Source organism: Radicibacter daui, from assembly GCA_030657355.1.
GTDB lineage: Bacteria > Pseudomonadota > Alphaproteobacteria > Radicibacterales > Radicibacteraceae > Radicibacter > Radicibacter daui.
On sequence record CP131056.1, the window covers coordinates 3,998,043 to 4,021,525 of the forward strand.

The 23,483-nt window shown below is 63.8% G+C and carries 25 protein-coding genes; 12 read left to right on the forward strand and 13 right to left on the reverse strand.

Going from position 1 to position 23,483, the window contains the following annotated elements; all coding sequences use genetic code 11:
* Positions 1-7: 7 nt before the first annotated feature.
* Complete coding sequence (locus QTL98_RS18630) at positions 8-793, reverse strand: ThuA domain-containing protein (protein ID WP_445679961.1); 786 nt, start codon at positions 791-793, stop codon at positions 8-10.
* A gap of 427 nt (positions 794-1,220) precedes the next feature.
* Here QTL98_RS18630 and QTL98_RS18635 point away from each other — a divergent pair, with 427 nt between their 5' ends.
* The gene (locus QTL98_RS18635) at positions 1,221-1,535 is read left to right on the forward strand and encodes a chorismate mutase (RefSeq protein WP_445679962.1); all 315 of its coding nucleotides are present in this window, start codon (positions 1,221-1,223) and stop codon (positions 1,533-1,535) included.
* 141 nt (positions 1,536-1,676) lie between these two features.
* Entirely contained in the window at positions 1,677-2,453 is a 777-nt protein-coding gene (locus QTL98_RS18640) for a hypothetical protein (RefSeq protein ID WP_445679963.1), read from the forward strand.
* Positions 2,454-2,521: 68 nt separating this feature from the next.
* Here QTL98_RS18640 and QTL98_RS18645 read toward each other — a convergent pair whose 3' ends face one another.
* From QTL98_RS18645 to QTL98_RS18665, 5 genes are all read right to left on the reverse strand, one after another.
* Positions 2,522-3,682, reverse strand: coding sequence for an iron-containing alcohol dehydrogenase (locus QTL98_RS18645; RefSeq protein ID WP_510637591.1), 1,161 nt, complete (start codon positions 3,680-3,682; stop codon positions 2,522-2,524).
* Positions 3,683-3,709: 27 nt separating this feature from the next.
* Positions 3,710-5,101, reverse strand: coding sequence for an aldehyde dehydrogenase family protein (locus tag QTL98_RS18650; protein ID WP_445679965.1), 1,392 nt, complete (start codon positions 5,099-5,101; stop codon positions 3,710-3,712).
* A gap of 9 nt (positions 5,102-5,110) precedes the next feature.
* A complete protein-coding gene (locus QTL98_RS18655; RefSeq protein ID WP_445679966.1) occupies positions 5,111-6,481 on the reverse strand; it encodes a glutamine synthetase family protein in 1,371 nt (456 codons plus the stop codon).
* Positions 6,482-6,628: 147 nt separating this feature from the next.
* Positions 6,629-8,119, reverse strand: coding sequence for an amino acid permease (locus QTL98_RS18660; protein ID WP_445679967.1), 1,491 nt, complete (start codon positions 8,117-8,119; stop codon positions 6,629-6,631).
* A 46-nt stretch (positions 8,120-8,165) separates the two neighbouring features.
* Positions 8,166-8,972: an N-formylglutamate amidohydrolase gene (locus QTL98_RS18665; protein WP_445679968.1), complete on the reverse strand. Its 807-nt coding sequence runs from the start codon at positions 8,970-8,972 to the stop codon at positions 8,166-8,168.
* A gap of 164 nt (positions 8,973-9,136) precedes the next feature.
* Here QTL98_RS18665 and QTL98_RS18670 point away from each other — a divergent pair, with 164 nt between their 5' ends.
* Together QTL98_RS18670 and QTL98_RS18675 are read left to right on the forward strand one after the other, a co-directional pair.
* Positions 9,137-10,036: a MurR/RpiR family transcriptional regulator gene (locus tag QTL98_RS18670; RefSeq protein WP_445679969.1), complete on the forward strand. Its 900-nt coding sequence runs from the start codon at positions 9,137-9,139 to the stop codon at positions 10,034-10,036.
* A 72-nt stretch (positions 10,037-10,108) separates the two neighbouring features.
* Complete coding sequence (locus QTL98_RS18675) at positions 10,109-10,648, forward strand: isochorismatase family protein (protein ID WP_445679970.1); 540 nt, start codon at positions 10,109-10,111, stop codon at positions 10,646-10,648.
* A gap of 90 nt (positions 10,649-10,738) precedes the next feature.
* Here the strand turns inward: QTL98_RS18675 and gpt are convergent, their stop codons facing one another.
* Both gpt and QTL98_RS18685 read right to left on the reverse strand, forming a co-directional pair.
* Positions 10,739-11,221 (reverse strand): xanthine phosphoribosyltransferase, encoded by a 483-nt coding sequence (gene gpt / locus QTL98_RS18680; RefSeq protein ID WP_445679971.1) that lies wholly within the window; start codon positions 11,219-11,221, stop codon positions 10,739-10,741.
* Between the two features lie 196 nt (positions 11,222-11,417).
* Positions 11,418-11,858 carry a DUF4864 domain-containing protein gene (locus QTL98_RS18685; protein WP_445679972.1) on the reverse strand — a complete coding sequence of 147 codons (441 nt, stop codon included), beginning with the start codon at positions 11,856-11,858 and terminating at the stop codon, positions 11,418-11,420.
* A 406-nt stretch (positions 11,859-12,264) separates the two neighbouring features.
* On the opposite strand from QTL98_RS18685, the gene QTL98_RS18690 reads away from it, so the two are divergent.
* The 5 genes from QTL98_RS18690 to ltaE all read left to right on the forward strand — a co-directional run bounded on the left by QTL98_RS18690 (position 12,265) and on the right by ltaE (position 16,889).
* Positions 12,265-13,422, forward strand: coding sequence for a Re/Si-specific NAD(P)(+) transhydrogenase subunit alpha (locus QTL98_RS18690; protein WP_445679973.1), 1,158 nt, complete (start codon positions 12,265-12,267; stop codon positions 13,420-13,422).
* Between the two features lie 15 nt (positions 13,423-13,437).
* A complete protein-coding gene (locus QTL98_RS18695; protein ID WP_445679974.1) occupies positions 13,438-13,869 on the forward strand; it encodes an NAD(P) transhydrogenase subunit alpha part 2 in 432 nt (143 codons plus the stop codon).
* A gap of 12 nt (positions 13,870-13,881) precedes the next feature.
* A complete protein-coding gene (locus tag QTL98_RS18700; RefSeq protein WP_445679975.1) occupies positions 13,882-15,276 on the forward strand; it encodes an NAD(P)(+) transhydrogenase (Re/Si-specific) subunit beta in 1,395 nt (464 codons plus the stop codon).
* Between the two features lie 156 nt (positions 15,277-15,432).
* Entirely contained in the window at positions 15,433-15,735 is a 303-nt protein-coding gene (locus QTL98_RS18705; RefSeq protein WP_445679976.1) for a hypothetical protein, read from the forward strand.
* Positions 15,736-15,860: 125 nt separating this feature from the next.
* Positions 15,861-16,889, forward strand: coding sequence for a low-specificity L-threonine aldolase (gene ltaE, locus QTL98_RS18710; RefSeq protein ID WP_445679977.1), 1,029 nt, complete (start codon positions 15,861-15,863; stop codon positions 16,887-16,889).
* 21 nt (positions 16,890-16,910) lie between these two features.
* Here the strand turns inward: ltaE and QTL98_RS18715 are convergent, their stop codons facing one another.
* Positions 16,911-17,339 carry a SufE family protein gene (locus QTL98_RS18715; protein ID WP_445679978.1) on the reverse strand — a complete coding sequence of 143 codons (429 nt, stop codon included), beginning with the start codon at positions 17,337-17,339 and terminating at the stop codon, positions 16,911-16,913.
* A 38-nt stretch (positions 17,340-17,377) separates the two neighbouring features.
* Positions 17,378-17,944 (reverse strand): histidine phosphatase family protein, encoded by a 567-nt coding sequence (locus QTL98_RS18720; protein WP_445679979.1) that lies wholly within the window; start codon positions 17,942-17,944, stop codon positions 17,378-17,380.
* Between the two features lie 340 nt (positions 17,945-18,284).
* Between QTL98_RS18720 and QTL98_RS18725 the strand changes: the two genes are divergently transcribed.
* On the forward strand, positions 18,285-19,037 hold the full coding sequence (locus QTL98_RS18725) for a phosphoadenylyl-sulfate reductase (protein ID WP_445679980.1): 753 nt from the start codon (positions 18,285-18,287) through the stop codon (positions 19,035-19,037).
* A gap of 227 nt (positions 19,038-19,264) precedes the next feature.
* Entirely contained in the window at positions 19,265-19,957 is a 693-nt protein-coding gene (locus QTL98_RS18730) for a rhomboid family intramembrane serine protease (protein ID WP_445679981.1), read from the forward strand.
* 24 nt (positions 19,958-19,981) lie between these two features.
* Here QTL98_RS18730 and QTL98_RS18735 read toward each other — a convergent pair whose 3' ends face one another.
* On the reverse strand, positions 19,982-20,623 hold the full coding sequence (locus tag QTL98_RS18735; protein WP_445679982.1) for a DsbA family protein: 642 nt from the start codon (positions 20,621-20,623) through the stop codon (positions 19,982-19,984).
* Positions 20,624-20,870: 247 nt separating this feature from the next.
* Between QTL98_RS18735 and QTL98_RS18740 the strand changes: the two genes are divergently transcribed.
* Complete coding sequence (locus QTL98_RS18740) at positions 20,871-21,308, forward strand: winged helix-turn-helix transcriptional regulator (protein WP_445679983.1); 438 nt, start codon at positions 20,871-20,873, stop codon at positions 21,306-21,308.
* Here QTL98_RS18740 and QTL98_RS18745 read toward each other — a convergent pair.
* Together QTL98_RS18745 and QTL98_RS18750 are read right to left on the reverse strand one after the other, a co-directional pair.
* Positions 21,305-21,700, reverse strand: coding sequence for an SRPBCC family protein (locus QTL98_RS18745; protein WP_510637592.1), 396 nt, complete (start codon positions 21,698-21,700; stop codon positions 21,305-21,307). The two genes, QTL98_RS18740 and QTL98_RS18745, sit on opposite strands and share 4 nt — an antisense overlap.
* A gap of 14 nt (positions 21,701-21,714) precedes the next feature.
* Positions 21,715-23,322, reverse strand: a complete 1,608-nt coding sequence (locus QTL98_RS18750) for an FMN-binding glutamate synthase family protein (protein ID WP_510637501.1) — start codon at positions 23,320-23,322, stop codon at positions 21,715-21,717.
* Positions 23,323-23,483: the final 161 nt, after the last annotated feature.

Genomic DNA, 23,483 nt, shown 5'->3' on the forward strand with positions numbered 1-23,483 from the left:
CCTCCGCTCAGCGGAAGCCTTCCTCGCCATCCTCGTGCAGGCGCGCCCCCTTGACCGTCAGCGGCACGGGCGCCTTGTCAGCCGGCACATTCGGCGCGGCAGTAATCGCCTTCCACGCCGGGGCGGAATTGTAGGCCCAGCGCACGGCGTTGCGGATGACCAGACGGACAGTCTCGTCATGAAATGTCGGATAGGCCTCGTGGCCCGGGCGGAAGTAGAAGATGCGGCCGGCACCGCGCTGATAGGTAAGGCCGGAGCGAAACACCTCTCCGCCCTCGAACCAGGAGATGAACACCGTCTCCATCGGCTCGGGCACGCTGAAGGGTTCGCCATACATCTCCTCCTCCCGCACCTCGAAATAAGGTGGCAGGCCGGCGGCGATGGGATGGTTGCGGTTGATCACCCAGATGCGCTCGACCTCGCCGGCCTCGCGCCAGCTGAGGGCGCAGGGCGTGCCCATCAATGCCTTGAAGATCTTCGAGAAGTGGCCGGAGTGAAGGACGATGAGGCCCATTCCTTCCCACACGCGGCGCTGTACCCGTGCCACCACCTCGTCACTGACCTCGCCATGGGCCGTGTGGCCCCACCACACCAGCACATCGGTGGCGGCCAGCCGCTCTTCGGTCAGCCCGTGTTCAGGCTCATCCAGCGTGGCGGTTTCAGTGATGATGTCGGCATCCTCACCGATCGCCGAGGCGATGGCGCCGTGGATGCCTTGCGGATAAAGCGAGGCGACGAGCTTGTTCGTCTGCTCGTGCCGGTTCTCGTTCCACACCAGAGCGCGGATAGACATGGCGGACATTTACTCCCGATGGATCGGCCACTCTTGATGGCGGCCGTTTGTCGCTGGCAACAGGGGACCGGTGGCCTTGAAGCATCGTCACGCAACGGCAACTGACACAACATTGTAAGCGCTACCGATCCAGCCGCAGAGCTAACATGCCGCTGGATGCCCTTCACCGGGAAAGCGGAACGTCCCCGCATTTTTTCGGCGCCGGGAGGAGAAGTGCGGCAAGCCGGCAACGCTTTTTGAGGCAGCGAGCCGCTTATGGTGGCATGAAAGTTAGATCGATCTAACGTTCATGAGACACTGACGGTCTACAGGCCCGGACTCATACCGTCCTGGCGCAGCAAAGGATGCCCTTGCCGGAAAAAATGTGGTTTGATGCCGCCAGCCTTGGCAGCCCCTGCCGACAAAGCCCATCGACACGAGCCGATTGATGACCAAAGAGACAGCCCCCGTTGCCGCCCCGGAAGTTCCCGCCGAACTCAAGCGCCTGCGCGGCAGCATCGACAATCTCGATGCCACGCTGGTGCATGTGCTGGCCGAGCGCTTCAAGCTGACGCAGCAGGTGGGTGAGCTCAAGGCCCGGCTCGCCCTGCCCTCCGGCGACCGCAGCCGCGAAGAGCAGCAGATCAAGCGCCTGCGTAATCTCGCCGAGGAATCCGGCCTCGACCCCGATTTCGCCGAAAGCTTCATCAACTTCGTCATCCGCGAAGTCATCCGCCATCACGAGCGCATCAAGGCCAATTGAGGCCTGTTATCGCCCCCACGCGGGCGCACGCGAATTTTTTCAAAATTCCTGCGCCTGCCGGAGGCATGATTATCCGTGTAAAGCCCATGGATGCCGGCGGAGCTTTACGCCATTGCCGGCCTTGATAGCCGGGGCAACACGATGACGACTCTCAAGATCGGTTTGCTGGACACGTTCCTTGCCAAAATCGGGAGCCTTTCCGGGCCGATCGACGAGCGCATCAACAACTTCCTCATCTGCGGCTATGCCCGCGTCGTGCACGGCTCGCGCGAATACAACCCGCGCAATTATGACCCGATGTGGCGCGAGGCGACCGACGTGCTCTCCCGGCACGGGGTGTCGTACTTCCGCACCCTTGATGAGATGCTGGATATCGTGCGCGACGGTCTCAAGACCGGCGAAGGCGATTTTCTGGGCGAAGCGCTGTGTGCGCTTGGCGGCGCCAGCCCGCATCCCGGCTCCCGGCTGCAATATGTGACGCCTTACGAGGTGGCCGCGATGATGGCGCGCATCAGTATGGAAGGCGCGCAGAGCCTGGTGAGCGAAAAAGGCTTTCTCACCTGCCTCGATAGCGATGCCGGTTCGGGCAGCGGCCTTATCGCCTGCGCGCGCTATCTGAAAGCCGAATGCATCGACCCAACCCGCCATTTCTTTGTGGAGGCGGAGGCCGACAGCCTCACTTCCTTCCGCATGGCCTATATCCAGTTGGGTCTGATGGGCCTGCCGGCCATCGTCTCGCATATCGACCGCAAGACCGGCCGTGCCCGGGGCCGCGCCACCCCGGCGATGATGCCCTTTTCGCGTCAGGCCGGCGCCGCCTTTACCAGCTGGCTGAACCAGTCGAACCGCCGCTGCGACACGCGCCGCGGCCAGCCCTGGCCCTCGACCATCGCCTGGCCCGAACAGACCACGGGTTAAGGCGAAGAAGGGCCGGCGGCAGGCGGGCACACCCCCTTGCGCCCGCCTGCTGCCGGTTAGCGCCGCGGCTAGAGCTTGCCTTCCAGCGCGGCGGTAAAGATGGCCTTGCAGCCGTCAACGGTGAGCGGCACGGGATTGCCGCCGGCGGTCGGGTCCACCACCGCCATCTCGGCAATCAGATCGATCTGCGCGCCATCCACCTTGAGACCGGCGAGCGTTGCCGGAATGGCCAGCTCCTCGCGCAGGGCCAGCACCCAGTCGAGGAATGCCGGGAAGTTTGCAGCCTTGAGGCCTAGCCAGGCGGCAAGGCGGCCGATCTTCTCCTCAATCGCGGCGCGGTTATGCACCAGCACATAGGGCATGAAGACGGCGTTGGTGAGCCCGTGGTGGGTATCGTAAAGCGCGCCCACCGGATGGGAGAGCGAATGAATACCGCCAAGGCCCTTCTGGAAGGCCGCGGCGCCCATCGAGGCTGCTGCCAGCATTGCCCCGCGCGCCTCGATATCCTTGCCGTTCCTGACCGCGCGCGGCAGGTATTCCTTCACAAGGCGGATACCTTCCACCGCGATACCTTCCGCCATCGGGTGGAAACCCGGGGCGCAGTAGGCTTCAAGGCAGTGGGCGAGTGCATCCATGCCGGTCCACGCCGTCAGGCTTGCCGGCAGACCCACGGACAGCTCGGGATCGCTGATCACCACCGCCGGCATCATCTTCGGATGGAAGATGACCTTCTTGGTGTGCGTGGCTTCCTGGGTGATGACGCCGGCACGGCCGACTTCGGACCCCGTACCGGCCGTGGTCGGCACCGCGACGATCGGCAGGATGCCGGCCGGGTCGGCGCGGGTCCACCAGTCGCCGATATCCTCAAAGTCCCACATCGGGCGGGTCTGCCCGGCCATGAAGGCGATGACCTTGCCCACATCAAGCGCGGAGCCGCCGCCAAAGGCGATGACACCGTCATGATTGCCGGCCTTCAGCGCCTTGAGGCCGTCATACACATTGCTCTCGACCGGGTTGCCCTTGAGGGCGGAGAAGACGGCGATGCCAAGGCCTGCCGACTTGCAGGCCTCCACCGCCGCCGCGATCATCGGCAGGCCGGCAAGGCCGGGGTCCGTCACCAGCAGCGGGCGCGACATGCCCGCCACCTTGCAGGCCTCCGCCAGTTCGGCAATACGGCCGGCACCGAAGCGCACCGGGGTGGGGTAGTTCCAGTTGGCTTTCATCTTGATGTCTGCCCTGCCTGATAAGACTTGAGATCAGAGTGTGTGGCGCAAATGGAAGGATTTGGGACGCGTGAGCGTCTCGTACCCCACTTTCGACAGTGTAGCCCCGCGCCCGGTGTGCTTGACGCCGGTCCAGGCCAGTGACGGGTCGAGATAGTCGGCGCGGTTCATAAAGACGGTGCCGGTGGCAATCGCATCGCCGATGCGCTCGGCCGCTTCCAGATCGGCAGTCCAGACCGAGGCGGTGAGCCCGTAGGGGCTGTCATTCATGAGACGAACCGCCTCATCCTCGCCCTTCACCTTCATGATGCCGACGACGGGACCGAAGCTTTCTTCCATCATCACCGACATGGAGTGATCCACGCCGGTCAGCACCTGCGGCGCCATATAGGCACTGCCCGCCATATTGCCGGAGAAGGCGCCGGCATCGATATGGGCCGTTGCCCCGGCCGCCACCGCCGCGGCCACCTGAGCGCGCACGAACTCGGCCGCCGCCGGGCGCACCATGGGCCCGAGTGTCGTTTCCGCATCGAGCGGGCTGCCCAGCACATACTGGCGCGTCAGGTCGATGAAGCCTTCCACGAACGCATCATAGACGGCGGCATCCACATAGATGCGTTCAATGCCGCAGCAGGACTGGCCGGAATTGAAGAAGGCGCCATCGACAAGATTTTCCACCGCATGCGCCAGGTTCACATCGGCGCGCACATAGGCCGGGTCCTTGCCGCCCAGCTCAAGGCCAAGGCCGGTAAAGGTGCCGGCGGCCGCCTGCTCCATCGCCTGCCCGCCTGCCACCGAGCCGGTGAAATTCACCTGGTTGACCATGCCGCCGGCGATGATCGCGGCAGACTGCTCGTGGCTGAGATAGAGATGCTGGAAGAGCCCTTCCGGCAGCCCGGCCTTGTCGAATGCCTTCTGGAAACGTTCGGCGACCAGCAGCGTCTGCGCCGCATGTTTCAGCAGCACGGCATTGCCGGCCATCAGCGCCGGGATGATGGAATTGACGGCGGTGAGATAGGGATAGTTCCACGGCGCAACAACGAAGACGAGGCCCAGCGGCTCCCGCTTGATGTAGCGCCTGAAGCCCTCCTTGGGGCCGGGATCGACAGGGGCCAGCGCCTCTTCGGCGAGCGCGATCATGTAGCGCGCGCGCTCCTCGAAACCACGCAGCTCTCCCGCGCCATAACGCACCGGACGGCCCATCTGCCAGGCCAGCTCCGGCACGATTTCGTCCTTCATCGCCAGCATGGCGTCGACGGCGGCAAGGCAATAGCGGGCGCGAACAGCGAGCGGCTGCTTTTTCCATTCCGCCTGTGCGGCGCGCGCCTTCTTCAGCGCGGCATCAACAGCCGGGGCCCCGGCAACGGGACGCTCGGCATAGACCGACCCGTCCACCGGGGAAATGCACCTGATCGTGGATGACATCTTGGTTCCTCAATAACGCTCGAAGCCGCGGGTCATTTCCCAGTCGGTCACGCGGCGATCATACTCGAGCTGTTCCCAGTCCGCGGTATGGACATAGTGGTCCACCACGCTGTCGCCAAAGGCCGCACGCAGCATTTTGGACTTGTCCATGAGCGTGGCCGCCTCCCGCAGGGTTTTGGGGATCTCGCGCAGCTTCTTGCCGCCATAGGCATCGCCGCTATAGCCCGGCTCCAGCGCCATCTTGTTCTCGATGCCGGAGATGCCGGCCGCCAGCATGGCGGCAAAGGCAAGGTAGGGGTTGAGATCGGCGCCGCCCATGCGGCATTCCACCCGCACGCTCTTGCTGTGCTCGCCACACAGGCGGAAGCCGGCGGTGCGGTTGTCGTTGCTCCAGATCGCCTTGGTCGGCGCAAAGGTGCCGGCCTGGAAACGCTTGTAGGAGTTGATGTAGGGCGCAAGGAAATAGGTGATCTCGCGCGCATGGGCGAGCAGGCCGGCCATATAGTGCCGCATCAGCTCCGACATGCCGAGTTCGCCCGCCTTGTCGGCAAAAAGCGGCGTCTTGCCGGTCTTGTCCCACAGGCTCTGGTGCACATGGCAAGAGCTGCCGGCATAGGTGTAATCCCACTTGGCCATGAAGGTGACGGCCTTGCCCTGCAGGAAGGCTATTTCCTTGATGGCATTCTTGGTGATCACGTGCCGGTCGGCCATTTCCAGCGCGTCGGCATAACGGATGTTGATCTCTTCCTGCCCCGGCCCCCACTCGCCCTTAGAGTTCTCGACCGGGATGCCCGCCGCTTCCAGCCCGTTGCGCACCGCGCGCATCAGCGGCTCGTCCTTGGTGGTCTGGAAGATGTGGTAGTCCTGCATGTAATAGGCAGACGTCTTGAGGTCGCGGTAACCCTTGGTGTGCGCGCCCTCGAAACTGTCGTCGAAGAGGTAGAATTCAAGTTCGGACGCCATGTAGGCGCTCATGCCCATCGCCTCCAGGCGGGCCAGCTGCTTTTTCAGCATGCCGCGCGGCGAATAGGCGACGTCCTCATGGGTGTGATGGTCCAGCACATCGCACAGCACCAGCGCCGTTCCTTCCAGCCACGGCACCAGCCTGAGCGTGGAGATGACCGGCTTCATGATGAAGTCGCCATAACCCTTGGCCCAGTTGGCGCCCTTGTAACCGGGCACCGGCTCCATATCGATGTCGTTGGCCAGCAGATAGTCGCAGGCATGGGTTTCGTCATGCGCACTGTCGAGGAAGAAACTCGCCTGAAACCGCTTGCCGATAAGCCGGCCCTGCATGTCGATGATGCAGGCCAGAACCGTATCGATGCGGCCGGCCTCAACCTCGCGGCGAAGCGCTTCAAGCGTCAGATTACCCGGCATTTAAACCCCTGCCTTCCCTGGAAACTGTCCCTGCCGGCCCCGTAGGGTGATCCGGTCAGGCGTTCCATTTTGTTATCCCGAAAACCTGAAACGAAGGCCCCTTTCCCGGAACTGCGAACCGCTCCGGAAAAGGGGTGCCGAAGCCGGTTATTCGGCGTTGGCGGTGCCTCTGTGTTCCATCGCGAACTCTTCTTCCGGCGACAGGATCATCCGGTGGCGGGCATAGACGGCGAAGTAGATCAGTCCGGCGACGAACCAGATCGCACAGCCATAAACGCCGGGACGATAGTCGGCATTGAGGAAGAGGAAGACCAGCGAGACGGCAGCGATGATCGCTGCCACTGCGGCCCCGGCCTTGCCGAGTGGCGAGACATAGGGACGCTCGAGCGACTTCATGTCCTTGATGATGATGTAGGAGACCATCTGCATGACATAGGCGATGACGGCACCGAACACCGCCATGTTGAGCAACACCGGACCGACCGGCACATCGCCGAAGATGGCAGAGCCATATTCAAGGATGAGACAGACGATAAGCCCCAGCGCGCTCCCCACCAGAAGCGCCACATGCGGCGTCTTGCGGGTGCCATGAGTGATCGAGAGCCAATGCGGGAAATAACCTGCGCGGCTCAGCGAGTAGATGTTGCGGCCATAGGCATAGATGATGGTGTGGAAGGAGGCGACGAGCCCCGCCACCGCCACCAGCGCCAGAGCCGCCGAGCCCGCGCCCACACCGAAGATGGTCTGGAAAGCAAGGAACAGCGGGTTGAGGTCCGTCCCCACCTTCGAGGCGCCGGGCTCGATGCCGGCGTTGAAAATGAGGGTCAGGAACGCGGCGACGATGAGGGTGATAATGCCCCACACCAGGCCGCGCGGCATGTCCTTCTTGGGGTCATGGCTTTCTTCGGCAGCGAGCGGAAGCTGCTCGATGGCGAGGAAAAACCAGATCGCAAAGGGTAGCGAAGCTGCGACGCCGCCCCAGCCAAACGGCAGGAACGGGCCATTGCCGTCCGGCAGTTCGGCTCCGTCGGCCCCGATATTGAGCGCCCAGCGGTGATAGTCGAAATGCGGGATGGCGCCGATCCAGAACACCACCAGGATGGCGAGCGCCAGGAAGGTGATGACGATGGTGAACTTGAAGGTGACTTCAACGCCGATGATGTTGAGGCCGACGAAGACGCCGTAGAAAATCAGCCACCACACCGGGTTGGGCAGATGAAAGCCCAGAGCGGTGGTGGTGATGCTGTCCATGTAGCCGGCAATACCGACGACGATGACGGCCGGCGTCAGCACATATTCCATGTTCTCGGCGAGGCCGGTGATGAAGCCGCCCCACGGGCCCATGGCCGTACGGCCGAAGGAATAGGCACCGCCGGTGTGCGGTAGGGCCGGGCTCATTTCGGCGATGGAGTAGGCAAGGCCCACATACATCACCGCGATGATGACGGTGGCAATCGCAAGACCGCCGAAGCCGCCCGTTGCCAGGCCGAAGTTCCAGCCGAAGAAGTCGCCGGAGATAACGGCTCCCACGCCCAGCGCCCACAGCGACCAGGCGCCGGCAAATTTCTTGAGGCCGCGCTGTTCGAAATAGGCGCTGTCGGCCTTGGTATAGGTTACGCCCCCTTCATGTTTTGCCATGTCATGAACACCCCTCTGTTCGGAATTGTCGGTTGTTGGGCCCGTATCATCCGGTGGCGACGTTCCGGCCTTGCCGCCCTTCCTGCCCGAAAGAGAGAAGCAGGTTGGCAAGGCGTTCTGCCCAGGCACGCTGGCGTTCTTCAGTGCGCACTTCGTCATTGCGGATTTCGATCATTACGCTCGGCAATCCGCTTGCCTGGACATGGCGGTCCAGCGTCCAGTAGACGCCGTCCCAGGGGCCATAGGGCTGGTTTTCGCCCACTGTCAGACCGCTTTCGCGGCCAAGGCCCGATATCAGGTGATCGCCAACCTTCCGGTCGCGATCGAAAAGAATGCCGATCTGCCAGGGGCGGCTCTCGCCCTTGAAGACCGGGGTGAAGGTATGGACGGCAACGCCGATGACGCCCTGCCCGCCCCGCGCCGCCATCACCGCCGCGCAGGCGGCATGAAAGGGCGCATGCACGGCCTTGAGCCGGCGCTCGCGCTCTGCCGCATCCATGCCGGCATTGCCCGGGATGGGGCCGAACTCGCTGACCTCGGGAATGAGGGTCGGCGATGTCTCCGACCGGTTGACGTCCAGCACCAGACGCGAGACCGCGCCGGCAACCAGCGGGGCGTCCAGGAGTTTGGAGAGATGAAGCGCAACCGGCAGTGCCCCCGGATCCCAGGCGATATGTTCTGCCCTCAGCTCTGCCGACAGTCCGAGATCGCCATAGGCGGCCGGAATGAAATTGGAGGCATGATCGCAAAACAGCACGAAGGGCCCGCGCCCTTCGGGATTGACCACCTTCACCGCATCGGCATGCGCTTCATGAGCCGCGTCGGCATCAGGAAACGCCTTGGTACCGGTCATGCAATCACCCGGAAAAAGGGGCGAAACCTGAGCAATTCGCGATGTATCGATTTTTTCAGGATGCGCCGTAGGGTAAATTTCGTAAAAATCATTCACTACGGAATCATGACTGTCAATTCCATAAGGCCACCAACGATGTGGCCATAGAGGGAGAGCCCCCATCGATGAGCGCCCCACCCCGGCAGGACGACAGCCGTTCCCTTGCGCAGCAGCTGACGCAGATTCTGACAGAGATAACCCCGGCGGAACGCCGCGCCGCGCACATGCTCCTGGCCAACTACCCCGTGCTGGGGCTGGAGACGGTGGCCGAGTTTGCCCGCCGCACTCACGTCAGCGCCCCTACCATCCTGCGCCTTGTCGCCAAGCTTGGCCTTTCCGGTTACCCGGAATTCCAGCGCTGCCTGCGCACCGAGCTGGAAGCGCAGGCCCAGTCCCCGCTCTCCAAGGAACGTTTCAGCCCTTCCGGCGAAACCCCGCCCGACCAGGGCACCGGCCTTGCCAGCCGCCTGCAGCGCTTCCAGGAGACCGTCGCCGCCAACATCGCCGAGACCTTCCGCAACATCCCGGCTGCCGAGTTCGAGGCGGTGGTGGGGTTGCTGGCGGATGAAAAGCGCCGCATCTACCTGATCGGCGGGCGATTTACCGATGGCATAGGGCGTTATATGAGCGCCCATCTGCGCATCGTGCGCCCCGGCGTCACCCATCTCATCGGCCAGGCCGACAACTGGCGCGACCATCTGCTCGACATGGGCAGCCGCGACGTGCTGATCGTCTTCGACATCCGGCGCTATTCGGACGATCTGAGCCTGCTGGCCGCAGAGGCTGCCAAACGCCGTGTCACCGTTGTGCTGATGACGGACCAGTGGCTGTCGCCGGTCGCCGGCTCCGCCCGCCATGTGCTGGCCGCGCGCGTGCTGGTGCCCTCCAACTGGGATTCCACCGCCGCCATCCTCACCCTCGTGGAAGCGCTGCTGGCCGCTACGACGGAAAAAATCTGGCCGAGCGCCAGCCGCCGCATTGCCGCGCTGGAAGAAATGCGAAATCGCGCGGCCGGGCCTGACTGAGCCGATAGCCTTCGCCCGGCCGCCCTGCTAGATCCCGCAGGCAATCCTCACCGGACGGCCAAAGGCGACCCCATGACGAGCGCACTTCTCATCATCGACATGCAGATGCTCATGCAGCACCGCCTCGACAGCGGGCGCGAGCATGTGAACCCGCAAACGCCGGAAAATATCGCGGCGCTTGCCGCCGCCTTCCGAGCCGCCGGCAAGCCGGTGCTCCATGTGCGCCACCGCGACACGGACGTAGCTTCCCCGACGCATCCGGATGCCGCCGGTTACCCGCCCATGCCGTGCGCGGAGGCGCTGGAGGGCGAACCCGTCTTCATCAAGAACACCTCTTCCGGTTTTGCCTCGACGGATCTGGAAGGCTGGCTGCGCAAGGCCGGCATCACCCGGCTCCACGTCACCGGCGCCGTTGCCGGTTTCTGCGTTAACACCACCGTGCGCGCAGGCTCGGACCTCGGCTTCAAAATGAGCGTGGTGCGCGATGCGGTACTGGGCTTCGATCTGCCGGGCACCGGGCTTTCCGCTCAGGTGATCTTCGACGTGACCATGGCCCATCTGGCTTCGGACTTTGCCGAGATGACCGATACCGCCACCCTGCTGACGGCCTGAGCCAGGCGCCGGTTTTTCACCACCGGGAAAACAAAAGGGAGGCGCCGAAGCGCCGCCCTTTTTTCCGTTCAAACCGGCTGACAGGCGCTGTTAGCGGCCCATCTCGGCGATCGGCTTGGAGTACTGCAGCTCGATGTCCCACGGGAAGTGGATCCACGTGTCCTGCGAGACTTCGGTGATGAAGGTGTCGACCAGCGGACGACCGGCCGGCTTGGCATAGATGGTGGCGAAATGGGCCTTCGGGGCCATCTCACGCACGATCTTGGCGGTCTTGCCGGTATCCACGAGGTCATCCACGATCAGCCAGCCTTCGCCGCCATTGGGCGGGTTGAAGGGCTTGAGGATGTTGCTCTCGCGAATCTTGGTGTGATCGTAGGAGGAGATCGACACGGTCTCGATCAGGCGCACATTCAGCTCGCGCGCCACGATGCCGGCCGGCACGAGGCCGCCACGGGTGATCGCGCAGATGCCGATCCACGGGCCCTTGTCGAGCAGGCGCCAGGAAAGCGCCTTGGCATTGCGGTGCAGCTCTTCCCAGGAAACCGGGAAATATTTCGGAGGAGCCTCGGACATAAGCTTGAGCCTCGTTGCTTCGGCAAGTTGAGAGGGTATGTATTCAAGGGATTGGCCGCTTATAACCGATGCCCTTTCTCGCTTCAATTCCGCCGCGCGGCAAGGCTGCCCTGTGCGGCAGACACACTGGGAAGTCTGTGCCGCAGGCACATCGAGAGAGTAGCTGCTGCGGGCGCGCCCGGAGGCTCGGCCGGGCTCAGGTGCCGAGGCCCCGGGGTTTTGCCAGTATGCAGCCGGAAATGCGCCATTGCCCGGCGCTGTCCTGCTCCATGAAATAAAAGGCTTCCACCAGCGCTCCGTCCGGCCCCACCACCAGCGCCGGCTGGACCAGCTGGCCTTCATGTTCTTCCAGCGGCAGGAAATCGACACGCTGCGGGTGATAGACCGCGGAATAGCCGGTGCGCACCATCTCGATGAAACTGCCGGCGGTGCCGAACTGGCGCTGCAGGTCGCGGGTCGCGAAACGGAAGGCGCCTTCCGCATCGTCCCGGCCAAAAGCCGCGATCTGGTCGGTAATCACCTGCCGGATCGCCGCCATACTGGCGGGGTCCTTGCCGTCGGCGCCGGTTGCGGAAAAGCTGCACAGCATGAAAGCCGCAGCCAATGCCACCGCCACCACCATTTTTGTGCCTGTCATGATGACTGCCTCCACGGCAGTGGCTGCCCCTTGCAGGCAATAACCACGGCCGTTTTCAAAGCCGCCCTCCATTTTCAATAATGGTCCGCGCCGGGCAAAAATCCAGTGCGCAGACGGCCATCTCCTCGCCCCCGGCGCGGAAGCCTTTGGCCGCGCGCCCGCGCCCAATCCACACCCGGCCCGCCTATTTTACAGTGATTATTGTTATTTTATGCCGGTATTCAGGGTGCAAACGACACTTCACAATCGCAGATGAGTGCGGCATGGTTCGCCGCTACCCGCCCCGGCGGGTATGGGAAGATGAGCTAAAGCCGCTCCCGACAGGGAAAGTTTGCCGCTGCTAACGGTCACCGGCAGGGGCCAGGACACCAAGAATCCCGGACCTTACTAAACAAGGGGAGTTAACATGAAACTCGCCATCGCCAGGGAGAGACGCGCGTTCGAGACGCGTGTCGCCGCTACGCCGGAAACCGTGAAGAAGCTCAAAAGCCTGGGCATCGACGTGGTGGTCGAGGCCGGAGCGGGCGACGGCTCTTCCATACCCGATGCCGCTTTTACTGCCGCCGGTGCCACCATTGCCGCCAGCTATGACGAGGCCGTCAAGGACGCCGATGTGGTGTTCAAGATCCAGCGCCCGCTGCTGGCCGGTGAAGGCGATGTGGATGAGCTGAAGTCCTTGAAGAAGGGCGCCACTCTCATTGCCTCTCTTGCTCCTTATGCGGATGGCGGCAAGCATCTCGCCGCCTATGCCGGGCAGGGCATCAACGCCGTGGCCATGGAACTGATGCCGCGCATCACCCGCGCCCAGTCCATGGACATCCTTTCCTCCCAGTCCAACCTCGCCGGTTACAAGGCCGTGCTGGATGCGACCGGCCATTTCGGCCGCGCCTTCCCGATGATGATGACCGCCGCCGGCACCATTCCGCCGGCCAAGGTATTCGTCATGGGTGTGGGCGTTGCCGGCCTGCAGGCCATCGCAACTGCCCGCCGCCTTGGCGCCATGGTGTCGGCCACCGACGTGCGGCCGGCCACCAAGGAGCAGGTGGAAAGCCTCGGCGGCAAGTTCGTCGCCGTTGAGGACGAAGAGTTCAAGTCGGCCGAAACCTCCGGCGGTTACGCCAAGGAAATGTCGGCCGAGTATCAGGAAAAGCAGCGCGCGCTGGTGGCCGAGCACATCACCAAGATGGATATCGTCATCTGTACCGCGCTGATCCCCGGCCGCGATGCCCCGGAACTCGTTACCAAGGCCCATGTCGAAAGCATGAAGCCGGGTTCAGTGGTGTTCGACCTTGCCGCCGAGCAGGGCGGCAACTGCAAGCTCGGCAAGCTCGGCAAGGTCGTGACGCACAAGGGCGTCAAGATCGTCAGCTATCCGAACATGGCCGGCCGCGTGGCAACCGATGCCAGCGCCCTCTTTGCCAAGAACCTCCTCACCTTCCTCACCAGCTTCTGGGACAAGGACACGTCCTCGCTGGTGCTGAAGGAAGATGACGAGATCATCAAGGGAACGCTGCTGACCAAGGGCGGTGCCATCGTGCATGCGCGCTTCGGCGCCGCGGCCTAAGGGGGAGCTGATAAAATGGCAGATACTGCACAAACCCTGGCCGAACAGGCCCTTACCAAGGCGCAGGAAGCCCGCACCCTGGCTGACAGCGCCGCCGACCTTGCCGTGAAGGCGATGGACATGGCCTCCAGCGTGGCGCACAGCGCCCCGGCCGGCGGCCATGGCGATTTCTTCCTGGTCGGTCTCACCGTCTTCGTGCTGGCCGTCTTCGTCGGCTACCACGTGGTGTGGAACGTGACGCCGGCGCTGCACAGCCCGCTCATGGGCGTGACCAACGCCATCTCCTCCGTAATCGTCGTCGGTGCGCTGATCGCCGCCGGCCCGATCGACTTCTCCTTCTCCGGCACTCTCGGCTTCGTGGCCGTGGCGCTGGCAGCAGTGAACATCTTTGGCGGCTTTATGGTGACTCACCGCATGCTGTCGATGTTCAAGAAGAAATCGAAGTAAGGAGCGGAAACCATGAGCGCCCCGGTTACCCTGGCCTATCTGGTCTCCGCCATCTGTTTCATTCTGGCCCTCAAGGGCCTGTCGCATCCGGAGACCTCGCGCCGCGGCAATTTCCTCGGCATGGCCGGCATGGCCATTGCCATCATCACCACCCTCACCCTGCCGGCCGTCCAGAACTATCTCTGGATCGTCATCGCCCTCATCATCGGTGGCGGTATCGGCTTTGTCGTTGCCAAACGCATCCAGATGACGGCGCTGCCGCAGCTGGTTGCGGCCTTCCACTCGCTCGTCGGTCTTGCCGCCGTGCTGGTGGCCTCGGCCGCTTTCTTCGCGCCGGATAATTACGGCATCGGCACCGTCGGAGCCATTCGCCCCGGCAGCCTTGTTGAAATGGGTCTCGGTGTCGCTATCGGCGCCGTCACCTTCACCGGTTCGCTAGTGGCCTTCGGCAAGCTGCAGGCCATCCTGCCGTCCCGCCCGCTGACCTTCCCGGGCCAGCATTTCCTCAATCTCGGGCTCGGCATCGGCATCATCGTCTTCATCGTCGCCCTGGTGATCAGCCAGTCGCCGGTGACCTTCTGGATCATCATCGCGCTGGCGCTGGTGGTGGGCATCACGCTCATCATCCCCATCGGCGGCGCCGACATGCCGGTGATCGTGTCCATGCTCAACAGCTATTCCGGCTGGGCGGCAGCGGGCATCGGCTTCACGCTGCAGAACAACCTGCTCATCATCACCGGTGCGCTGGTCGGCTCGTCGGGTGCCATCCTCAGCTACATCATGTGCAAGGGCATGAACCGCTCTTTCCTGAATGTGCTGCTGGGCGGCTTCGGCGGCGATGCGGCAGCCGGCGGCCCGGCAAAGAGCATGGGCGACAAGGCGGCCAAGATCGGCTCGGGCGAAGACGCCTCCTTCATCATGAAGAATGCCGGCAAGGTCATCATTGTGCCGGGTTACGGCATGGCCGTGGCCCAGGCCCAGCATGCCCTGCGGGAAATGGCGGACCTGCTCAAGCACGAAGGTGTCGAGGTCAAGTACGCCATCCATCCGGTGGCGGGCCGCATGCCCGGGCACATGAATGTGCTGCTGGCCGAAGCCAACGTGCCCTATGACGAAGTCTTCGAACTGGACGAGATCAACAACGAGTTCTCGACCGCGGACGTCGCCTTCGTCATCGGCGCCAATGACGTGACCAACCCGGCCGCGAAGTCCGATCCGGCCAGCCCGATCTTCGGCATGCCCATCCTTGAGGTGGACAAGGCCAAGACGGTGCTGTTCCTCAAGCGCTCGCTCGGCTCCGGTTATGCCGGCGTCGACAACGAGCTGTTCTTCCGCGACAACACCATGATGCTTCTGGGCGATGCCAAGAAGATGGTGGAAACGATCGTGAAGGCCATGGGCGACTGATCCCGCAAGCCGGGGCAACGCGCCTCCGGTTTGACAGGCTTTGCCTTGAAAACGCCCATCCCGGCCCCGGGGTGGGCGTTTTTGCATGGGAAAACGGGTCCTTAGAGGCCACCCGGGGACAAACGGGGCGGACCATCAGAAGGAGGACCGGAAATCATGCGCGCCATCATGATCGTAGCCGCCGCCGGCGCCCTGTTCGTGGCCGCCGCCCATGCTTCCACCCCGCGCGCCTGGACGGAATTTCGCGAGCGCGTCGAGACCAGCTGCCGGCAGGCCGCCGCCGCTCAGGACGTGGCGCCCGCCAGTGAAACCTTGAAGATCCGCGTGAACCCGGAAGGTTCGGAGAGCTACGGCGTCGCCATGGTGACCGGCCCCGCTACCGACCATAAGGAAATGCGCATCTGCATCTATGACAAGAAAAGCGGCGACGTAGAGATCACCCAGCCCTTTGAGAGTTAAGGCCGCGAGCCGGGCGGCTATCACCACCCCTGATGCCGCATCAGCCTAATTCATTGGACAGGGGCGGGCTCCGGGCCGCTAAGGTGGCACCTCTTTCGCCAACCAGAGCCGCCGAAGCCCGCCCGATGAGCCCGATCCGTTACGATTTCCGCAGCGATACCGTCACCCGCCCCTCCGCCGCCATGCGCACCGCCATGGCCAATGCCGAGGTGGGCGATGATGTGTTTGGCGATGACCCGACACTGAACCGGCTGGAAGCGCTGGCCGCCGACATGCTGGGCAAGGAAGCCGCGCTTTTCCTGCCCTCCGGCACCCAGTCCAACCTCACCGCCCTGATGGCCCATTGCGGGCGCGGCGATGAATATATCGTCGGGCAGAACCAGCATGCCTATCGCTGGGAAGCCGGCGGCGCTGCCGTGCTGGGCAGCATCCAGCCGCAGCCGCTGGAGAACGAGGCGGACGGCACCATCCCGCTGGAAAAGATCGAGGCCGCGATCAAGCCGGATGATTTCCACTATGCCCGCACACGCCTGCTCAGCCTTGAAAACACCATCGGCGGCAAGGTGCTGAGCCTCGACTACATGCGCTCGGCCATCGAGCTTGCCCGGCGGCATGGCCTCAATACGCATCTGGATGGCGCCCGTATCTTCAATGCGGCGACCGCCCTCGGCGTGCCGGTGGCGGAGGTGGCCGCCGGGTTCGATACCGTCTCCGTCTGCCTGTCAAAGGGCCTTGGCGCCCCGGTCGGCTCCGTGCTGGTCGGCCGCAAGGATCTGGTCGAGGCCGGACGCCGCATCCGCAAGATGCTGGGTGGCGGCATGCGCCAGGCCGGCATTCTGGCTGCTGGCGGCATCCATGCGCTGGAAAACAATGTGGCGCGCCTTGCCGACGATCATGCCAATGCCCTGCGCCTTGCCGAAGGGCTGCGCAGCTTCAATGGCCTGACGCTGGAATTGCCGCAGACCAACATCCTTTTCGTCCGCGTAGCGCCGGAAATCGCCGCGGATTACAGCGCCCATCTGGAAGCCCATGGTGTTGGCATCACCGGCACCTATGACGGCAGCCGCCAGCGCTGGGTCACGCATCTGGATGTGGATAGCGCCGCCATCGACGCGGCGCTTGCCATTACGCGCGACTTCTTCGCCGCGCGGTAAGACCCGGCCTCTGCCCGCCGGTCAGGCGGCGGCCGTGGCGCTCGCGATCTGGCGCATGCGCTGGATCATCGCGCCAAGGCCGCTGCCGCGATTGGTGCTGAGAAATTTTTTCAGATCGAGCCGCTCGAAACTCTCTTCCACAGGGAGAGACAGGATTTCGGCCGGGGTGAGGCCGCTATGGAGACCCACCAGCAAGGCGGCAAGGCCCTTCACGATAATGCTATCGCTGTCGGCCACGAACTTGAGCGCCCCCGGCCGGGCGGCATCAGGCTCGGCAATCAGCCACACCTTGGACTGGCAGCCCCGCACCAGATTGGCCTCGTCATGCAGCGCCGGCGGAGCGGGCGGCAGCTTGCGGCCAAGATCGATGATGTACTGGTAACGCTCGTCCCAGTCGCCCAGCAGGTCGAAATTCTCTTCAAGCTCGTCGAGGGTCAGCGAGGGAGGCATGGAGGCTCTGTTTCCAGGGATCGTAAGGGGGCGAGACGTCAGTGCGTCTCGTGCAGGAAGGTCTCTTCCCGGAAATAGGCAGGCTGGCGCGGATTGCCACGCACCAGTTCACAATTGGCGGCGTCATAGCCTGTCATGCAGCGAATCACGCCCCAATGGCAGACCACCAGTGTGCTTTCGGCGTGCGGGCCTTCATTGAGGGCGGTGATGAATCGCCGGCAACGTTCGATCAGCCCGCTTTCCGGCTCCGGCTGGTGCGGCCACCAGCGCTCGGCCACATGGGCGAAATTGACCATCGGGAACCGGCCAGCGAGTTCAACGGGCGGGGAGCCGATATTACAGGACTCCACGCCCCATTCGCCGATCAGCGGCTCCACCTCGATGCCGATGCCAAGCTCGGCAGTGGCCAGCAAGGCCGTTTCCACCGCGCGGGAATAGGGGCTCGCCACGATGCGCGTGATGTGCTTGCCGCGCAGCTTTTCTGCGGCGCCGCGCGCCTGCTGGCGGCCCAGATCGGTCAGCGGTGCATCGATCACCCCGGGGTCGATCCCGGTGGCGTTGTAATGCAGGTTGAACACCGACTGGCCGTGGCGCAGCAACAGCATCGCCCGTCTCTCCTCACCATTTTCTTCAGCTGACGCCCATGGTCATAGCCCACCCTGCCATGGAGCGCGAGCGCTGAACGGGCAGATCTGTATTTCACATTAATGCATTGGTGAACTTATGCATTTGACAAAATCCGCGCGCACATGATCTACATATTCACGCCGGCCAATGTTGGTTAAGGCACACTCGACTTGTGAAATTAAGCAATCCGCTTGCGCCGAGACGGCGAGGAAAACCTAGCGAACAGCGTCGTTTTCCGTGGAGCCGCCAAATTACAGGCAGGACTGCGCAAATACCGGAACGGCTTTAACGCCCCGAACCGGAGAAAGTGCGAAGACCATGTCGGATATCAGCTCTTTGCCGGCCGCCCTGCAGGACAAGGTCAATGCCGTGCGCGCCCAGCTTTCCGAAGCGGTGCTGCGCCATGGCAGCATCACGCTCGCCAACAGCCTTGGCGCCGAGGATATGGTGCTGACCGACATCGTGGCGCGCGAATTTCCCGGCATCAAAATCTTCATGCTCGATACCGGCCGCCTGCATCAGGAGACCTACGCTCTGCTGCAGAAGGTTGAAGAACGCTACGGCAAGGTGGTCGAGGTTTATTACCCGCAGGCCGAAGCCGTGCAGGACTATGTGCGCACCAACGGCATCAACGGGTTTTATGAGTCGGTAGAGCTGCGCAAATCCTGCTGCTTCGTGCGCAAGGTGGAACCGCTGCGCCGCGCCCTTGCCGGCCACAGCGCCTGGATTACCGGCCTGCGCCGCCAGCAGTCCGTCACCCGCACCGAGCTTGCGCTTGAGGAATGGGATGCCGGCAACGGCCTTTACAAGCTGAGCCCGCTCGCCGACTGGAGCGAGAAGGAAGTGTGGAACTACATTCGCACTCTCGAGATTCCCTACAACGAGCTGCACGACCGCTTCTTCCCCTCCATCGGCTGCGCCCCCTGCACCCGCGCCATCACCGTGGGCGAAGATGTGCGTGCCGGCCGCTGGTGGTGGGAACAGCCGGAAGCCAAGGAGTGCGGCCTGCATGCCCGTATCCCGGCGGCTGCCAGCTCCGCCCTGCCCTCACGTACCCGTTCTGCCGCCTGATCAGGCCCCGCCCGTCCGTTTCAAGTTTCCTGTCCCAACTTCCCGGATTACGGGGGGCGCCGGCCAAAACCGGCGCCCTTTCTTTTTGCCCCCCGGCTTACCATCTGCTGAACATCAGCAATGAGCCGGAGCAACGGGCGAGCCGGGTTGATCCCGGCGCCCCGCTCGCCTAAACGAACGGAGGCCGCCTTGTGCCGTGGCCGCCTGTCAGTTGAGGGAAGCCGTTCTTGAGCCTCGATCATAACCAGCCCCCCGAGGGTTCCGCCCCGCAGCAGAACCCCGCTCCGCGCCAGCCCATCTTCAACCTGCCGCGGGTGCTGATTGTCCTGATCGTCCTCAACATTCTGGCCTATGCGCTGCCGTACCTGCTGCTGGATGCACAGACCCGCGCGCTGCTGATCTACAGCTGGAGCTTCATCCCCGCGCGCCTTGCCGTGATGCATGATTTCAGCGTGGAGGGTCTGGCGACCTTCGTCAGCTACCAGTTCCTGCACGCCTCCATCGACCATATCGCCATCAACATGCTGACGCTGGCAGCCATCGGCTCCGCCATCGCGCGCGTGCTGGGGCCATGGCGCACGTTGGTGCTCTATTTCGCCAGCGGCATCCTGGCCATGGTGGTGCAGCTTGCCCTCACCCCCAGCGCCGAGCAGCCCATCGTCGGCGCCTCGGGCAGCATCGCCGGACTTTTTGGCGGCTTCATCATCCTGATGGCGCGGGCGCGCGAGATCACCGGCCGCGTCGGCCGCATCTGGCCCATTGCCATTGCCTGGGTGCTGATCAGCGCCGTTGCCGGTTTCATCGGCGCGCCCGATGGTTCCTCGGTGGCGTGGATTGCCCATATCGGTGGTTTTATCGCCGGCATGGCGCTGATGCCCTTCCTGATGCCGGCGATCAAGGCTCCGCCACCGGGCCGCTAAAGACCGGCGGGACGGCCTGCGCCTTCAGGCTGCCAGAAGCTGCTTTACCCGTTCGTAATCGCCAATCAGTTCGCGCGTGCCCACAAGCTGTATCTGCTCACCCACTGGCAACAGCAGGGCCGGCACGCCGGAAAGACCAAGCCCGTTCATAAGCCGCCGCCCGGCCTCGATGCGGGCTGCCGTCTCGACCGCCAGTGCCTCGTCCCCGGCCACGAGGCCGGCGAACTGCGCCCCGTCGAAGCCAAACTCGGCCGCCAGTTCGCCCAGCACGTCCGTGCTCGTCACATCGCGGCCTTCCGCCCAGCGCCCCTTCTGCACCCGGCGCAGGAAAGCCCGCTCGAGCGCTGGCTTTTCCCGCCGCACCAGCGTCAGCGCCGTTGTGGCAGGCCCGCTATCGAGCAGGGTGCCCGGCATCAGCACGTTCTGGCGGTAGGCCTCGCCGAAGGGCAATCCCGACATCGCCGCCACCCGCTGGTCGGCGGACCAGATATAGCTGGCAAACTCCGCCGTCAGCGGGCGCACACCCTCGCCGGCAAACAGCCCGACCGGTACCAGCTCTGCCGCCAGCCCGGCTTCGGCCTCCAGCCGCTCCATGCTGCCAGAGACGGCGTAACACCAGCCGCAAAAAGGATCGAAGAGATAGGTCGGGCCGGAGAGCGGGTTCATGGCGGTGGGTTTTCCGGACTGGTGGAGAAAAGGCACTTTAAAGGTGCGGCGCTAATACCACACCAATCAACTTGCCACTGTCGGCCGCTTCATGGCCGGGTGGCATCGGGCATGGTATTTCTGTAATCCCTGATGCGACAAAATGGCAGACGCTACTGCCAGCATAGAGCCGCGAGCCGCCCCTTCTGACTTGAGGGCGAGGCGGCAAGGCCGGGAACGATCCGGCAAGAGGGCGGGGATTTAGACCATGGCGCTGCACAAACAGGCTCCGGAAGACGTGGCAGGCTGCCCGGTCCGGGATGTGATTAACCGCTTCGGCAATCGCTGGAGCCTGCTGGTCGTCATTTGCCTGAAGGACGGCACAAAGCGCTTTACCGCCATCAAGCGCGATATCGAGGACATTTCCCAGCGCATGCTGGCCCAGACCTTGCGCCAGCTGGAGCAGGATGGCCTCGTGAGCCGCACGGTGGTGCCCTCCACCCCGCCGCGTGTCGATTATGCGCTGACCGACCTTGGCCGCTCGCTGATGACGCCGCTGGATGCGCTGGTGAAATGGGCCAGCGACAATCATGACGCCATCCTTGACGCCCGCGCCAGCTGGCAGGCCCCACCCTGCGCTTCTGCCTGCAATGAAGCGGATGACGAGCCGGCAGGGACGCCCCGCCAGCCGGAGTCCGTGGGTTAAGGCTGTTCCAGCAGCGCCTTCAATGTCCTGAGGTCGCGCCGCACCCAGTCGGCATCGGCGGCAAATTTTGCGTCATCCATGCCCGGCTGGCGAAAGAGCGTGAGCGTTACCTCACAGCCCTCGCCATTGGGGATGAGGCGCAGCGGCACATAAACTTCCACCCCCGGCGCCAGCTCCACCCAGTGGTCGAGCACGCCATAGAGGTTGGTGGGGGTAAAGCGGATGGTCACCGGCCCTTCCGGCCCCATCGCCACCCACCGATCCCCTTCCCGGCGCAGCGAATGGCCAAGGCCCGATGCCCAGTCATTGAAGCTCAGCGGATCGGCAAGGCGGCCATAGGCGCGCCGCCAGTCGCAGGCGATGGAGAGGGTGAGCGGCAAGGTCTCGAGCATCATTTCCGGAAACCTCAGGCCGGTACGGAAAGTTCAAAACTGTCCGCCCGGGCAATCTTCCAGGCATCGCCGTAGAAGGGATGACGCACGGTGCCGCCAAGCAGTTCGCCCGGCTCAAGGAAGGGATAGAGCTGGGAATAAAGCTTGATCTCCGTATCGCTGACCCGCCGCGCCAGATGATGCGCCTTCACCTGCGCCGGATGGCTGAGCCCGGCCGAGGCCAGCATGTCGGAAAGCGCCTTCAGCGTATTGCGGTGGAAATTGTGGACGCGCTCTGCCTTGTCCGGCACCACCAGCGCGCGCTGGCGCAGCTGGTCCTGCGTGGCGACACCCGTGGGGCAACGATTGGTGTGGCAGCTCATCGACTGCACACAGCCGATCGCGAACATGAAACCGCGCGCCGCATTGGTCCAGTCCGCGCCCAGCGCCAGCAGGCTGGCGATATCGAAGGCGCTGACCACCTTGCCGGCGGCGCCGATGCGGATTTGCTGGCGCAGCCCCGCCCCCACCAGCGTGTTATGGACGAGCAGCAACCCCTCGCGCATCGGCGTGCCAAGATGGTTGGAGAACTCGACCGGCGCGGCGCCGGTGCCGCCCTCGCCGCCATCCACCACGATGAAGTCCGGGCGAATGCCTGTCTCCAGCATGGCCTTGACAATGCCCATGAACTCCCACGGATGGCCGAGGCAGAGCTTGAAGCCGACCGGCTTGCCACCGGAAAGCTCCCGCAGCCGGGCAACGAACTCCATGAGGCCGACCGGCGTGGAAAAGGCGCTGTGGGAGGGCGGGGAGATACAATCCTCCCCCATCGCCACGCCGCGCGTTTCGGCAATCTCCGCCGTCACCTTGGCGGCCGGCAGGATGCCGCCATGGCCGGGTTTGGCCCCCTGGCTCAGCTTGATCTCGATCATCTTGACCTGATCGTTTTGCGCCTGCGCCGCAAACTTCTCCGGATCGAAATGCCCGTCCTTCGTGCGGCACCCGAAATAGCCGCTCGCCACTTCCCAGATGATATCGCCGCCGTGGCGGCGGTGATGCGGGCTGATGGAGCCCTCACCGGTGTCATGGGCGAAGTTGCCGAGTTTGGCGCCCTTGTTGAGTGCCTGGATGGCATTGGCGCTGAGCGAGCCGAAGCTCATGGCCGAGATGTTGAAGACGGAGGCTGAATAGGGCTTCTTGCACTGGTCGCCGCCTACCGTGATGCGGAAACTCTGCGGATCGGACGCCACTACGGGCTTTGCCGAATGGCCCATGAACTCATAGCCGTTGAGATAAACGTCCCTCAGCGTGCCGAAGGGATGTTCACTCGCCTCCTGCTTGGCGCGGGCATAAACGAGGGAGCGCTGCTCGCGCGAGAACGGCATGCCGTCCTCATCGGATTCCATCAGATACTGGCGGATTTCCGGGCGGATCATCTCGACGAGCCAGCGGATATGGCCCAGCACCGGGTAGTTGCGCTGGATGGAATGGTGCGGTTGCCAGAGATCGCGCAGACCCATGAGGCTGAGAAACGCGGCGATGATGAAAACCGGCCACAGCCAGTCGGCCCTGCTCAGGAAAACTGCACTCAGCAGTGTGATGAGGATGCAGACAGCGAGGGTGGTAAAGCGGCTGGGGCGCAAGGGATACTTCTCCTCCGGCTGGCGGAAACCTGACGGGCGGGGAGTTGACGGGCAAGGCCGGCAGAACGCCGGCCCGGACATTCCCGCAAGGCGGGTTCGGGCCATCCTGGGCGGCCCTATCCGCGTAATCTAGGCCAGTCTTGCTGAAAAACGAGCGCCCG

Coding starts and splice junctions, on each gene's coding strand:
- QTL98_RS18660 (WP_445679967.1), bottom strand. CDS start 8,119: ATGGCAAAACATGAAGGGGGCGTAACCTATACCAAGGCCGACAGCGCC.
- QTL98_RS18690 (WP_445679973.1), top strand. CDS start 12,265: ATGAAACTCGCCATCGCCAGGGAGAGACGCGCGTTCGAGACGCGTGTC.
- QTL98_RS18675 (WP_445679970.1), top strand. CDS start 10,109: ATGACGAGCGCACTTCTCATCATCGACATGCAGATGCTCATGCAGCAC.
- QTL98_RS18630 (WP_445679961.1), bottom strand. CDS start 793: ATGTCTATCCGCGCTCTGGTGTGGAACGAGAACCGGCACGAGCAGACG.
- QTL98_RS18735 (WP_445679982.1), bottom strand. CDS start 20,623: ATGAACCCGCTCTCCGGCCCGACCTATCTCTTCGATCCTTTTTGCGGC.
- QTL98_RS18635 (WP_445679962.1), top strand. CDS start 1,221: ATGACCAAAGAGACAGCCCCCGTTGCCGCCCCGGAAGTTCCCGCCGAA.
- QTL98_RS18715 (WP_445679978.1), bottom strand. CDS start 17,339: ATGCCTCCCTCGCTGACCCTCGACGAGCTTGAAGAGAATTTCGACCTG.
- ltaE (WP_445679977.1), top strand. CDS start 15,861: ATGAGCCCGATCCGTTACGATTTCCGCAGCGATACCGTCACCCGCCCC.
- QTL98_RS18720 (WP_445679979.1), bottom strand. CDS start 17,944: ATGCTGTTGCTGCGCCACGGCCAGTCGGTGTTCAACCTGCATTACAAC.
- gpt (WP_445679971.1), bottom strand. CDS start 11,221: ATGTCCGAGGCTCCTCCGAAATATTTCCCGGTTTCCTGGGAAGAGCTG.
- QTL98_RS18650 (WP_445679965.1), bottom strand. CDS start 5,101: ATGTCATCCACGATCAGGTGCATTTCCCCGGTGGACGGGTCGGTCTAT.
- QTL98_RS18740 (WP_445679983.1), top strand. CDS start 20,871: ATGGCGCTGCACAAACAGGCTCCGGAAGACGTGGCAGGCTGCCCGGTC.
- QTL98_RS18705 (WP_445679976.1), top strand. CDS start 15,433: ATGCGCGCCATCATGATCGTAGCCGCCGCCGGCGCCCTGTTCGTGGCC.
- QTL98_RS18685 (WP_445679972.1), bottom strand. CDS start 11,858: ATGACAGGCACAAAAATGGTGGTGGCGGTGGCATTGGCTGCGGCTTTC.
- QTL98_RS18665 (WP_445679968.1), bottom strand. CDS start 8,972: ATGACCGGTACCAAGGCGTTTCCTGATGCCGACGCGGCTCATGAAGCG.
- QTL98_RS18640 (WP_445679963.1), top strand. CDS start 1,677: ATGACGACTCTCAAGATCGGTTTGCTGGACACGTTCCTTGCCAAAATC.
- QTL98_RS18700 (WP_445679975.1), top strand. CDS start 13,882: ATGAGCGCCCCGGTTACCCTGGCCTATCTGGTCTCCGCCATCTGTTTC.
- QTL98_RS18655 (WP_445679966.1), bottom strand. CDS start 6,481: ATGCCGGGTAATCTGACGCTTGAAGCGCTTCGCCGCGAGGTTGAGGCC.
- QTL98_RS18670 (WP_445679969.1), top strand. CDS start 9,137: ATGAGCGCCCCACCCCGGCAGGACGACAGCCGTTCCCTTGCGCAGCAG.
- QTL98_RS18695 (WP_445679974.1), top strand. CDS start 13,438: ATGGCAGATACTGCACAAACCCTGGCCGAACAGGCCCTTACCAAGGCG.
- QTL98_RS18725 (WP_445679980.1), top strand. CDS start 18,285: ATGTCGGATATCAGCTCTTTGCCGGCCGCCCTGCAGGACAAGGTCAAT.
- QTL98_RS18745 (WP_510637592.1), bottom strand. CDS start 21,700: ATGCTCGAGACCTTGCCGCTCACCCTCTCCATCGCCTGCGACTGGCGG.